This is a genomic window from Streptomyces sp. NPDC058741 (assembly GCF_042746715.1).
Classification (GTDB): Bacteria; Actinomycetota; Actinomycetes; order Streptomycetales; family Streptomycetaceae; genus Streptomyces.
In genome coordinates this window covers 258988-272005 of the sequence record NZ_JBHYQH010000003.1, presented here as the reverse complement: position 1 = coordinate 272005, position 13018 = coordinate 258988, and the positions used below count along the sequence as shown (strand labels likewise).

Annotated in this window: 8 protein-coding genes; 4 read left to right on the top strand and 4 right to left on the bottom strand. The window is 73.1% G+C overall.

Features of this window, described 5'->3' with window-relative positions:
- Positions 1-582: 582 nt before the first annotated feature.
- Complete coding sequence (locus ACFW6P_RS04125; RefSeq protein ID WP_386348764.1) at positions 583-1131, bottom strand: MarR family winged helix-turn-helix transcriptional regulator; 549 nt, start codon at positions 1129-1131, stop codon at positions 583-585.
- 122 nt (positions 1132-1253) lie between these two features.
- Here ACFW6P_RS04125 and ACFW6P_RS04120 point away from each other — a divergent pair, with 122 nt between their 5' ends.
- Positions 1254-2519, top strand: coding sequence for an MFS transporter (locus ACFW6P_RS04120; protein WP_386349323.1), 1266 nt, complete (start codon positions 1254-1256; stop codon positions 2517-2519).
- 15 nt (positions 2520-2534) lie between these two features.
- Here the strand turns inward: ACFW6P_RS04120 and ACFW6P_RS04115 are convergent, their stop codons facing one another.
- Positions 2535-4202 carry a SpoIIE family protein phosphatase gene (locus tag ACFW6P_RS04115; protein WP_386348767.1) on the bottom strand — a complete coding sequence of 556 codons (1668 nt, stop codon included), beginning with the start codon at positions 4200-4202 and terminating at the stop codon, positions 2535-2537.
- 173 nt (positions 4203-4375) lie between these two features.
- Positions 4376-5755 carry an NAD(P)/FAD-dependent oxidoreductase gene (locus ACFW6P_RS04110; RefSeq protein WP_386348770.1) on the bottom strand — a complete coding sequence of 460 codons (1380 nt, stop codon included), beginning with the start codon at positions 5753-5755 and terminating at the stop codon, positions 4376-4378.
- Positions 5756-6125: 370 nt separating this feature from the next.
- On the opposite strand from ACFW6P_RS04110, the gene ACFW6P_RS04105 reads away from it, so the two are divergent.
- Together ACFW6P_RS04105 and ACFW6P_RS04100 are read left to right on the top strand one after the other, a co-directional pair.
- Positions 6126-6890 (top strand): TetR/AcrR family transcriptional regulator, encoded by a 765-nt coding sequence (locus tag ACFW6P_RS04105; RefSeq protein ID WP_386348773.1) that lies wholly within the window; start codon positions 6126-6128, stop codon positions 6888-6890.
- Between the two features lie 573 nt (positions 6891-7463).
- Positions 7464-8165, top strand: a complete 702-nt coding sequence (locus ACFW6P_RS04100; RefSeq protein WP_386348776.1) for an RNA polymerase sigma factor — start codon at positions 7464-7466, stop codon at positions 8163-8165.
- A 350-nt stretch (positions 8166-8515) separates the two neighbouring features.
- Here the strand turns inward: ACFW6P_RS04100 and ACFW6P_RS04095 are convergent, their stop codons facing one another.
- Positions 8516-10630, bottom strand: coding sequence for an asparagine synthase-related protein (locus ACFW6P_RS04095; RefSeq protein WP_386348779.1), 2115 nt, complete (start codon positions 10628-10630; stop codon positions 8516-8518).
- A gap of 937 nt (positions 10631-11567) precedes the next feature.
- Between ACFW6P_RS04095 and ACFW6P_RS04090 the strand changes: the two genes are divergently transcribed.
- Positions 11568-12992: an MFS transporter gene (locus ACFW6P_RS04090; RefSeq protein ID WP_386348782.1), complete on the top strand. Its 1425-nt coding sequence runs from the start codon at positions 11568-11570 to the stop codon at positions 12990-12992.
- Positions 12993-13018: the final 26 nt, after the last annotated feature.

Here is a 13018-nt window from a genome sequence, read left to right as displayed (position 1 = left end):
GTGTTTTTTCAAAGGAACCTCGACCATCGGTCACCCGATGGACGGGGTATCAACATATCTGGCGTTGACTTTTGGCACGCTGTTGAGTTCTCAAGGAACGGTCGCTTCCTTTGTACTCACCCTCTCGGGCTTTCCTCCGGGCGCTTCCCTTCGGTCTTGCGTCTCCGACTCTATCAGATCTTTCCGATCCGATTTCCTCGGCGCTTTCCAGGTCCCCGCTTCCGCGTTTCCCTTTCCGGCGGTTCCGACTCTATCAGACCCTTTCGGTCCTGATTCCCAGTCAGAGGGGCTTGTCCTCGCGGCTGGTGGGCCGTTCCGACGTGTCCAACCTTAGCGCGGTCTCTCGGCAATTCCAAAATCGCTGCCGACCGGCAGTCGATCAGGACGTCGAGTCCCCATTCGCATGGAATTCGGGCACACAGAATTCGACCCCGCTGGGATCGATCTTGCTGATGGTTGGTGCCGCTGAAGCGGCGGAAGTGCTGTCGAAGAGCCGTTAAGGCTCCGCGGCAACCCGAAGAACTGTACGGATCGGCCCGGGAGGTGTCAAGCACTCCCTGTCAAGATCTTTTCGTTCGGGCGTCAGTCCAGGTCAGTGAGGCGTCCGCCGGCGTCGGGCTGGGCATCCTCGACCCGACGCAGCAGGCGGGTGAGCACCTCGCCCAGCACCGAGCGCTCTCCCGGGGAGAGGTCCTGGAGCAGGTCTTCCTCGAAGACCGACGCCAGGCGCATCGCCTCCAGCCACTTCTCTCGCCCCTCCGATGTCAGCTCCACGATGACGCGGACGCGGTTGGACTCGTCCCGCTCACGGGTCACCAGTCCTTCGCCGACCATGCGGTCGATCCGGTGCGTCATGGCCGCGGGGGTCAGGCCGAGGCGCTTGGCGAGGTCGCTGGGGCCCAGGCGGTAGGGGGCACCGGAGAGAACGAGGGCCTTCAGGACCTCCCACTCGGCGTTGCTGATGCCGAGGGCCGAGGTATGGCGGCCGTAGGCGACGTTCATGCGGCGGTTCAGGCGGGAGAGGGCCGAGACGATCTGCTCGACCTGGGGGTCCAGGTCCTGGAACTCGCGCTGGTACGCGGCGATCTGCTCTTCGAGGGTCGGCTCACTGGGGCCGGAGGTGTCGCCCATGGGCGCAGTATGGCACGCTCCCTCTTTGCCTTGAAGTCCTTTGATCTGTACTCTTTAGTTTCTAACTTTAGCTTCTAAGTCTTCACTCCTAACTTCTGAGAGAGGTGAACGTGACCAGGGCGATGGGCGCAGCGATGCGCCGGATCCACGTGGGCAACGCACTCAGCGCGTTCGGGCTCGGCTTCACGGTCCCGTATCTGTACGTCTACGTGGCGCAGGTGCGGGGGCTGGGAGCCATGACGGCGGGTCTCGTGCTCGCCGTCTTCGCTGTGGCCGCGCTGATCGTGCTGCCGTTCGCCGGGCGGGCCATCGTCCGGCGCGGCCCTCTGCCGGTGCTGCTCGCCGCCCTGGTCACCGCCGCCGTCGGTGCGCTGTCGCTGGGGGTGTCGGGCAGTGCGGCGGCCGTGCTGGTGTCGGCGTCGCTGCTCGGGGCCGGGCAGGCCGTGATGCAGCCGGCGCTGGCGACGATGATCGTGGACTGCTCGCCGGCGGAGTCGCGGTCGCGTGCGTTCGCCCTGCAGTTCTTCCTGCAGAACCTCGGGCTCGGGGTGGGCGGGCTGATCGGTGGCCATCTGGTCGACACGAGCAGTACCGCCTCCTTCACCCTGCTCTTCGCGATCGAGGCGGCGATGTTCCTGCTGCTGGTCGTGGTGATGGCGACGGTGCGGACGCCGCACGCGCCTCGGATCGAGGGGGCGCCGGTGGCGGCGGGCCGGGGCAGCTGGAAGCAGCTGCTGGGCAACCGGGCCATGGTGCAGCTGTGCGTGCTGGGCTTCGTGCTGTTCTTCGCCTGCTACGGGCAGTTCGAGTCGGGGCTGAGCGCGTACGGCGTGGAGGCCGCCGGGATATCCACGTCGGCGCTGGGGACGGCTCTGGCCGCGAACACGCTGGTGATCGTCGTGGCGCAGTTCGCCGTGCTGCGGTTCGTGGAGCGGCGCCGGCGCTCGCGGGTGATCGCGGCCGTGGGGCTGATCTGGGCCGTGGCGTGGGCCGTCGCCGGGTACGCGGGGCTGGGGCACGGGAGCCAGGAGATGGCGACGGCCGCGTTCGTCTCGACGTACGCGCTGTTCGGGCTGGGTGAGGCGATGCTGTCGCCGACCGTGGCCCCGCTGGTCGCGGACCTCGCGCCGGAGGGCATGGCCGGGCAGTACAACTCCGCGTTCGCCCTGGTCAAGCAGCTCGCGCTGGCCGTCGGGCCGGCGGTGGGCGGGCCGCTGGGGGCCTCCCTGCACGCGCCGTACGTCGTGGCGTTCTTCGTGTTCTCCCTGGGAATCAGTGTCCTGGCGGTGCGGTTGGGGCGGCAGCTGACCGAGGCGCAGGACCAGCCGTGGGTGGCGAGGAGCCGGGTCGTGGCCCGGGGCGGGGCGCCCGTGTCCGCGGACGTCTGACCCCGCACCGGCCTGCTAGGGCAGAGGAAGGCGCGGCAGGGCGAACTCGCACCAGACCGCCTTGCCGCCGCCCGGGGTGCGGCGGCAGCCCCAGTTGGAGGCGATCGTGGCGACGATGGCGATGCCCCGGCCCGACTCGTCGGCCGGTTCGGCGCGGCGTCGTCGGGGGAGGTGGTCGTCGCCGTCGGTCACCTCGATGATCAGGCGGCGGTCGGTGCGGCGCAGACGCAGGCGCATCGGCGGGGTGCCGTGCTGGAGGGAGTTGGCGACCAGTTCGCTGGCGGCCAGGACGCCCAGGTCGTGCAGGCCGGCGGGGAAGCGCCAGCTGGTCAGGACGCCGGAGGCGAAGGCACGCGCGCGGGGGGCCGCTTCCACCCCGCCGAGCAGGTCGAGGGCGGCGTTGCGGAAGAGCTCGCTCACGGCGCCGGTGCGGGCGGGGTGCTGGAGGACCAGGACGGCCACGTCGTCGTCGTGGTCGGGTGTCACCCCGGCGGAGCGGACCAGGCGGTCGCAGACGACCTGGGGGGTGCCGGTGGCTCCGGCCAGGGCGCGTTCAAGGGCTTCGATGCCCTCGTCGAGGTCGGCGTCACGGCGCTCGACCAGGCCGTCCGTGTAGAGGACGGCCGTGGAGCCGGGGCCCAGGGCGATCGAGCCGGAGGCGTGCACCCAGCCGCCCGTGCCGAGCGGGGGGCCGATGGGTTCGGCGGCGCGCAGGACCGTGCCGTTCTCGTCCCGGACGAGGATGGGGAGGTGACCGGCCGAGGCGTAGACCAGCTTGCCCTCGTTCGGGTCGTGGACGGCGTACGCGCAGGTCGCGATCTGGTTGGCGTCGATCTCGGCGGCCAGGCCGTCGAGGAGCTGGAGGACCTCGTGCGGGGGCAGGTCGAGGCGGGCGTAGGCGCGCACGGCCGTGCGGAGCTGGCCCATGACCGCCGCCGCGCGGACGCCTCGGCCCATGACGTCGCCGATGACGAGGGCGGTGCGGCCGCCGCCCAGGGTGATGACGTCGTACCAGTCGCCGCCGACCGCTGCCTCCGTGCCGCCGGGGTGGTACGTGGCGGCGATGCGCAGGTCGTCCGGCTGTTCGAGCTCCTGGGGGAGCAGGGAGCGCTGGAGGGTGACCGCCGTCTCGCGCTGGCGGCGTTCGCTGGCACGCAGGCGTTCGGCGGCCTCGGCGTGGTCGGTGACGTCGGTGGCGAAGACGAGGACGCCGCGGCCCTCGCCGCCGCTCGTGCCGTCGCGTTCGGCGACCGGGGTGCAGGTGAAGGTGTACGAGCGGCCGTCGGGGGCCTTGCGGGACTTCACCGTGCGGGGTCTGCCGCTGCGCTGGACCTGGTCCAGAAGGGGGAACAGCCCGAGGGCGTCCAGCTCGGGGAGGGCCTCGCGGGCGCGTTCGCCCGGGGGACGTACGCCGAAGGCGGCGGTGTAGGCGGCGTTGACGTAGGCGATGCGGTGGTCGGGGCCGTGGACCAGGGCGACGAGGGAGGGGACGCGGTCGAGGACCTCGCGCACCCGCAGGTCGTCGACGGCGGGGACGGAGGGGGCTTCGTCGGTCAGTTGTTCGGCACGGGCGGCGGGGACGGAGCCGTCCCCCCGCCGGTCCGGGGAGGCCGTCCGCTCGGTCCGCGCTGCGGCGCGGCGCTGCGTTCCGGGGAGCCGGGCGCTCCAGCGCGTGAAGTTCACGAATCCTTGCCTCGTGTAGTGGTCGGCGGCCGGCACCGGAACCGGCCGGGGCCCGGGGGCCCGCACACCGGGGCGAGCCGTGGCACACCCGTGGTGGTGGACCAGTCTGGCAGTGCGTGACCGGACCGACATCCCTCAGACGCCGGGCCGGCCGATGGAGTTCCTGGGTCGGGTCAGGACGACCCCTTCGGGTTGTGCGGGGGATCGTGAGAAGGCTTTCCACCGGCCGCGAGTTCGAACTCGGCCCTGGGGTGTTCGAGTGAACCCAGCGAGACGATCTCCCGTTTGAACAGTCCGGCCAGGGCCCATTCGGCCAGCACGCGCGCCTTGCGGTTGAAGGTGGGCACGCGGCTGAGGTGGTAGGCGCGGTGCATGAACCAGGCCGGGTAGCCCTTGAGCCTGCGTCCGTAGACGTGGGCCACGCCCTTGTGCAGACCGAGCGAGGCGACGGAGCCGGCGTAGGAGTGTGCGTACGTCGTCAGGGGTTCGCCGCGCAGGCTGTGGACGATGTTGTCGGCGAGGACCTCGGCCTGGCGGACGGCGTGCTGGGCGTTGGGGGCGCACTCGCGTCCCGGTTCCGCGGCGGTGACGTCGGGGACGGCGGCGGCGTCTCCGGCGGCCCACGCGTGCGGGGTGCCCCGGACGGACAGCTCCGGTGTGCAGATCAGGCGGCCGCGGTCGTCGCGGGGCAGGTCGGTGGCGGCGAGCACCGGGTGGGGTTTGACGCCGGCCGTCCAGACGACCGTCCTGGTGGGGAAGCGGGCACCGTCGCTGAGGACGGCGACCCGGTCGGCGCAGGACTCCAGGCGGGTCCGCAGGCGTACGTCGATGTTGCGGCGGCGCAGCTCGGTGACGGTGTAGCGGCCCATCTCCTCGCCGACCTCGGGCAGGATGCGGTCCGAGGCCTCGACGAGGATCCACTTCATGTCCTCGGGCTGGACGTTGTGGTGGTAGCGCGCGGCGTAGCGGGCCATGTCCTCCAGTTCGCCGAGGGCCTCCACTCCGGCGTAGCCGCCGCCGACGAAGACGAAGGTGAGGGCGGCGTCGCGGATCGCGGGGTCGCGGGTGGAGGAGGCGATGTCCATCTGTTCGAGGACGTGGTTGCGCAGGCCGATGGCCTCCTCGATGGTCTTGAAGCCGATGCCGTGGTCGGCGAGGCCGGGGATCGGCAGGGCGCGCGAGACGGAACCGGGGGCGAGGACGAGCTCGTCGTAGGACAGCCGCCGGGCGCCGGTGGCCTCCTCCTCGGTGGCCAGGGTGGTGACCGTGGCGGTGCGTGCGGCGTGGTCGACGGCGGTGACCTCGCCGATGACGATGTGGCACCGGCCGAGGACGCGGCGCAGCGGTACCACGACGTGGCGGGGCGAGATGGCGCCCGCGGCGGCCTCGGGGAGGAACGGCTGGTAGGTCATGTACGGGTCGGGGGTGACGACCGTGATCTCGGCCTCGTCCCGGTCCAGTTCCCGTTTCAGTCTGCGCTGCAGGCGCAGGGCCGTGTACATCCCGACGTAGCCGCCGCCGACAACGAGAATGCGCGCACGTTCCTTCACCATCCCATGACGCACCCGCCGCTTGCGTTTGTCCACAGCCTCGACCGATTGTGTGACCGGAGCGGGCGAGCGCGCGGGGTTGGCCGGAATGACGGGGTGCACCGAGTTCCCGCAGCTCAGCGTGGGTGGTGCCGGAGGCGCGCGGGGGAACAATCAGGACGTATACGGCCCGTGCTCCGATCGGTGGGCGCTCCGTGCGGAACCTGCCCCTTCTGAATTGACTCCCTCTCAACTATGTTCGTGTGTCGACGGGGTGTGGGGGGACGCGCTCACCGGGTCCGCGACGGGCGGGCCGCGGGGCCTGTTCCCTCGTCCCGGCATCGAATGGCGGGGAGAGTCTCCGGGGGGAGACGTTGTTACCGGGGGAATGCGTATGCATGTTCAGGATTCTCATTGGTCGTCCGCTTCCGCTCTCGCGGCGGGTGGCGTGACGATGAGCGCGGGGGCGGGCCACGGACGCGGGGACGGTCCGCGCACGACGCCGCTGCGCGTGGACGCCCAGCGCAACCTGGAGCACGTGTTGCGTGCGGCCCGCGAGGTCTTCGGCGAGCTGGGCTACGGCGCGCCGATGGAGGACGTGGCACGGCGCGCACGGGTCGGCGTGGGCACGGTGTACCGGCGGTTCCCGAGCAAGGACATCCTGGTACGGCGGATAGCCGCGGAGGAGACCGCCCGGCTGACCGACCAGGCCCGTGCGGCGCTCGGGCAGGAGGACGAACCGTGGTCGGCGCTGTCGCGCTTCCTGCGCACGTCGGTGGCCTCCGGCGCCGGGCGGCTGCTGCCGCCGCAGGTGCTGCGGGTCTCCGTCGAGGACGGCACCGGCGCTCCGCGGGTGCCGCAGCAGCGCACCCAGCCGGGCGGGTCCGAGCTGCGGCTGGTGCCCGAGGAGCCGGTGGCGGTCGCCTCCGTCCCGGCTCCGGAGGACGACGCCGGGACGACGGCGCTGCTCGACGTCGTCGGCCGGCTCGTGGAGCGGGCCCGGGCGGCGGGCGAGCTGCGGGCGGACGTGTCCGTGTCGGACGTCCTGCTGGTCATCGCGACGGCCGCACCTTCGCTGCCGGACGCCGCCCAGCAGGCGGCGGCGTCGGCCCGGCTGCTGGACATCCTGCTGGAAGGGCTGCGTTCCCGGCCCGCGTGAGTGGGCGGGCCTGCCGCGCCGAGTGAGCCGTCGGGGCCCGGACGCGGGGCCGGGGCCGGGCTGATGCCGAAACCTTCCTTGATCGAGTGACGGCCAGTACTCAAGTGCGACAGATCCCCGCAGATGAGTGATCATCTGCTGGCCAGGGTTCTCGCCGGAAACCCTTGTGGCACGCTCGCCTGGTGGTTCGGACGGGTTGGGAAGCCGGCGGGGGCCATCCGCGATGAGCGCTGACGGGCGGGACGAGTCGAGCGGCAGGGGCGATGCCACAGCCGGCGGCGTACCCCCGCAGCTACCGCACCAGGGCGGGCGCGGAAGCGTTCCCGCGGACGCGCACCCGGCCGCCGGACCGGTCCCGGCCCGGCGCGAGTGGCACGAGGACGGTGTCCTGCCGCCACCCCGCGAGGGGCCCCCGTCCGACGCCGACCTCGTTGGCCGGATGCGCTCCGGCGACGACAGGGCGTACGAGGAGCTGTACCGGCGCCACGCGCGGGCCGGCCGTACGCCGGTACGCGCTCCTGCTACCGGGACGACCACACCGCGGAGGACCTGACCGCGGAGGTCTTCGCCCGCATGCTCCAGGCGGTGCGCGGCGGCTCCGGCCCCAGCCACGCCGTCCGCGCCTACCTGCTCACCTCCATGCGCCGGGTCGCCGCCTCCTGGACGAGGTCGGCGCGGCGCGAACAGCTCGTCGACGACTTCGCGGTGTTCGCCGCCGAGTCCACCCGCGGCTTCGACGACGACACGCTCGAACTGGGCGCGGACGTCCGCGCGATGCACGAGGCCGAGCAGGCCATGGCCATGCGGGCCTTCCGGTCGCTGCCCGAGCGGTTGCAGGCCGTGCTGTGGCACACCGAGGTCGAGGACGAGTCGCCCAGCGAGGTCGCCACCCTCTTGGGACTGGACGCCAACGGCACCCGCGTCCTCGCCGGCCGGGGCCGTGAAGGCCTCAAGCAGGCGTACCTCCAGGCCCACGTCAGGGCCACCCTCACCGGCGACGAGGCGTGCGCGCGCTACGCCGACCAGCCCGGCACCTACGTCCGCGGCGGCTGCGCACCCGTGCCGAGCGGGGGCTGCGCAAGCACCTGGAGGAGTGCGCGGGGTGCCGGCTGGCCGCGCTGCAGATCGAAGAGGTGGCCGGCGGCATCCCGGCCGCCGTGCCGGTCGCCGTCGTCGGCTGATTCGGTGCCGCCCGGTACGCCAGGCGACCGGGATCAACGCCGGGGGCGCGGGAGCGGCCGCGCTGTCCGGCACGGGCGGTGGCTCGTCCGGTGAGAGCACGGCCGCCTCGGAGCGAGTCGGCGCGCCGGTGAAGCCCGGCATCGCGACCGGGATCAACGCCGGGGGGCCGTGGCCGCGATGGTGCTGGCGCTGGCCGACCCCCATCGCCCCCGACGGCACGACTGCCCGCAGCTGGGCAGGACGGGCACCCGCGCGCGCACGGAAGGGGACGTGTCGGGCGGTGCCCGCCCGCAGCGGTCGGCGCGTCGACGAACAGTCAGCCGTGACGCAACCCCATCGCGCCGATCCGAGGACGGACACCCCCCGGCACGGCCCCGACCCACCCCACACGAAAAAGCGCAACCCGCACCCCCACACACACGCCGCACAGGCCGCCGCAGGCGCTACCCCCGCCGCCCCCCGGCCCCCGCCCCCAACGCCCCCCGCTGCGGCGCGATCCCCGCCGGTACCGCTCGCTGGCGGGCCGGCGTCCCCGTCCAGCAGGTGCCCCGGCGAGCCAGCAGGCGGCGGAGCCACAGTTCCAGGGAGACCAGGTCCGCGAGGCCGTCCAGTGGGAGCGGCTCACCCGCCGCCGCGCCGCGCAGCGCCTTGCGGACCACACGGGCCTCCACCAGCCCCGCCTCCGCCAGCAGCGGCGTGTCGAACAAGGTGACCAGCGAGTCCACCGCCGCCCTCAGCCCCGTACGGGCGACCGCCGCCGCCGTCCCCGGGACCGGCACGCCCCACCCCGGCGGCAGCTCCCGCACCCCGGCCCCCTCCAGCACCGTGCGCAGGATCGCCGCCCGCGCCCCCGGCCGCACCCGCAGCGCCTCCGGAAGCGCCCGCGCGGCCCGTACGACCTGGTTGTCGAGGAACGGCGCGTGCAGCCGCTGGAAGCGGATCTCCGCGGCCTGCTCCAGCACCCTCAGATCGGCTGCCCGCCGCGCCAGCACCGCCCGCGCGCGGAAGTCGCCCGGGCGCTGTCCCGGCCCCACCGTCTCCGACCGGTGCGTGGCCGTCTGAAGGCGAACCGATACTTCGGCGAGCGCCTCACCGGTCAGCCAGCGCGCCGCCGGCCCGGCTCTGCCCCAGGTGAGCGCGGCGAGAGAGGCGTCCATCGCCCCGCCGGGCGCGTCGAGACCGTCGTCGGTCCGCGGGTCGAGAAGGCGCTCGGCCAGGGACTCCAGACCGGACCGGTACGACGTACGGGACAGCCGCCGCGCCGCCGCGTACACGCGCGCGGGGACGAACACGGACCCGTCCGCCTTCGCCAACGCGGCGACGGGCCGCACCAGATGACGCCGCTTGCGGTCCATCAGCAGATCGGCCAGCCGCGCGGGGTGGGCGTCCAGCACCTGGCGCGCGCCGTACCCGGTGAAGTGGTCCGCGCTGCCGGCCGCCAGCCGGGCCCGATGCCGGGCGGCCGTCACCAGGCACGACCCCGGTTCGTCCGTGAGCGGACCGTCCAGGTCGGCGTAGGGAAGGGTCTCCTCGCCGCCGGTCACGACGACGTGGTGCAGCCGGGGATTCGCGGCCAGCGCGCCCGCCCGCTCCAGCTCGGCCTCCCGCCCGCGGACGGCGAGGTCGTTGAAGGTGACGGCCAGCAGCCGCTCCCCCGCACCCGTGCCGTGCCCCAGGACGGTGCCCGGCATCCCGGGCAGCCCGGCGGCGAGCAGCGCCAGCGTCCCGGAGGCGGGGCCGCCGGACAGGTCCGCCCCGATGCCGGGGACGGGCGTCCCCCGCGCGGCCCGCCGCTCGGCGGGCCCCATCCCGGGCACGGGCCCGGGGTCGATGTCCGCCCCGGGGACGTGCCGCGGCGCGGACAGCCGCGTCCGCACGGACTCGACGAGGGCGTCGCGCAGGGCGTCCACGGCACGGTCGGGATCGGCCGCAGGAGCGGCGACCGCCAGCGAGGCGACCGGCTCGTACCCGGCGATCTCCCGCGCCCCGGCGCGCAGGATGAGCGCATGCCCCGGCGCAACACGCTTCACGCCGTCGTACGGCGTGGAGTCGTGCAGCGCGGCGGGCACGTCGGGGGCGGCCAGCAGCGCGGCGAGGTGCCCGAAGTCGAGGTTGGCCTCGATGAGGTCGGCGAGCGGCAGAGCGGCCGTCGCGTACGCCGTGCCGCCGGCCCAGGGCGTGTGGAACACCGGCCGCGCGCCCGCGAGATCGCCGCAGACGGTGATCCTCCTGTCGACCTGCACGATCGCGGTGTAGCTGCCCGGCCAGGCGGTCAGGTGCCGAAGTGCCCCGCCACGCGCGGCGAACAGCGCGGCGCGCAGCTGCTCGTCGGTGGCGCCGCAGATGCCGAGGACGGCGATGCGGGTGCGCTCGTCGGCCTTCACGACCCGCACCTCGTCGGGCCGCCAGTCGCCCACGGCCCACAGCGGATCGGGGTCGCCCCACAGGAGTTGGGCCCCCACCGGGTGCAGGGTCTCACCGTCGGGCCCGGTGGCCCCCGCGGAACCGGCAGCGACGGCTCCCGCGGCGGTGCTGCTCCACCCCACCAACCACCGCATCGCCGCCTCCACAGGCCGTGGACAACCAGTGCACCGCACGAACCGGTTCACCATGCTGCCATGAAGGACGCGCGCGAGAGCGTGCCCGCGCCGCTTGTGCTCCGCCCAATGCGCCCCGGCGGAGCCGCCCGTGCCGTCCGGGCTTCCCCGAACTCCCGTACGCCATAGAGCGCGTACGGCGGAAAGGGTGACCAGGCCGACCGCAAGAGAACGATCAGCCCCGACGGGATCACGATCAGCCGGGGTCACGATCAGCCGGACGGGATGAAGACAACGACGGGGCAACAACGACGGGGCAACGGCGCGGCGCGCACCACGGCCGAGGAGTCCGCGAAGCCCCAGGCCTCCTCGTCCGCTCCCGAGGCGTGGAAGAACCCGGCCAGGAATCACGGCACGTCGGCGACAGATCACCGGTACGACTGCGACGCGAATGCGCCCCCGAAACACGCCCCAAACACCACCGGCGCGCCCTCAACTACCGTGGTGAGAGCCCGAAAAGCCCGCGAAAGACAGGGTCGATTTTCGGCCAAATCTGCGACAGGCGAACGGCGTCGAACACGCTCCGTACAGGCCGTGGACGCTGCCACCCACTCGCGCGGTCCGGGAGACGCGGCACGCCTCCCGGACCGTTCCGCCGCCCGCGGGGATGGGGGCGGCGGCATCCCCCAGCCCACTGGATCCAGTACAGCGGGCCGACCCACGCGACGACCATGGAACCCCTCGCGTGATGGCCGGGTAAGAGCGCACGCACGGGCGCACGGCCACATACCGGGAGCACGCCGCAACTGCCCGTATCTGACGAGTACTTCAGTACGGACCACAATCCCGCCAACCGGAACAATGCCCCTTAACGCTTGGGATGCGGCGAACTACGCTGGGTTTACGAATGCCGCGTGGTTATGCCAGCGCGGCAGCCGTCTGTGTCGAGGGGTGGCGCATGTCCAGGGAGCAACGCGGGCCGAACGAGAAACTCGGCGCCGTTCTCGCCCTCGCGGGAATCTCCAACGCAGGCCTCGCGCGGCGCGTCAACGATCTTGGCGCCCAGCGCGGTCTGACACTTCGCTACGACAAGACGTCGGTGGCGCGCTGGGTGTCGAAGGGCATGGTGCCGCAGGGTGCGGCGCCGCACCTCATCGCCGCCGCCATCGGCCAGAAGCTCGGCCGCCCGGTGCCGCTCCACGAGATCGGCCTGGCGGACGCGGACCCGGCACCCGAAGTCGGCCTCGCCTTCCCGCGCGACGTCGGCCAGGCGGTGCGGTCCGCGACGGAGCTGTACCGCCTCGACCTCGCCGGCCGGCGCGCCGGATCCGGTGGCATCTGGCAGTCCCTGGCCGGATCGTTCGCGGTGAGCGCGTACGCGACACCCGTCTCACGCTGGCTGATATCCCCGGCCGACAGTTCGGTGGCGCGCGACGTGAGCTCCGGCGAGGGCTCGGGCGCACCGCTCAAAGTCGGCCACAGCGATGTGCAGAAACTACGGGAGGCCGCCGAGGACGCGCGGCGCTGGGACTCCAAGTACGGCGGTGGGGACTGGCGTTCGTCGATGGTCCCCGAGTGCCTGCGGGTGGAGGCCGCTCCCCTGCTCCTCGGCTCCTACTCCGACGAGGTCGGCCGCGCCCTGTTCGGCGCCTCGGCCGAACTCACCCGGCTCGCGGGCTGGATGGCCTTCGACACGGGCCAGCAGGAAGCCGCCCAGCGCTACTACATCCAGGCCCTGCGCCTGGCCCGCGCGGCGGCGGACGTCCCCCTCGGCGGCTACGTGCTCGCCTCCATGTCCCTGCAGGCCACCTACCGCGGCTTCGGGGACGAGGGCGTGGACCTCGCCCAGGCCGCCCTGGAACGCAACCGCGGGCTGGCCACGGCCCGCACCATGAGCTTCTTCCGCCTCGTCGAGGCACGCGCCCACGCGCGCGCGGGTGACGCCCAGGCCGCCGGCGGCGCCCTCAAGGCGGCCGAGAGCTGGCTGGAGCGGGCCCGCCCCGGCGACCACGACCCGAGCTGGCTCGGCTTCTACTCCTACGACCGTTTCTGCGCCGACGCCGCCGAGTGCTACCGCGACCTCAAGGCACCCCGCCAGGTCCGCCGCTTCACCGAGCAGGCGCTGTCGCAGCCGACGGAGGAGTTCGTGCGCTCGCACGGCCTGCGGCTCGTCGTCTCGGCCGTCGCCGAACTGGAGTCGGGGAACCTGGACGCGGCGTGCGAGCAGGGGGTACGGGCGGTCGAGGTCGCAGGCCGCATCTCCTCGGCCCGCACCACGGAGTACGTGAAGGATCTCCTCCACCGCCTCGAGCCCTACGGCGACGAGCCGCGGGTGGTGGAGCTCCGCGAGCGCGCGCGGCCCCTGCTGGTGACTCCGGCGTAGGCGTGGGTCCCCCGGGGTGAGCCGCC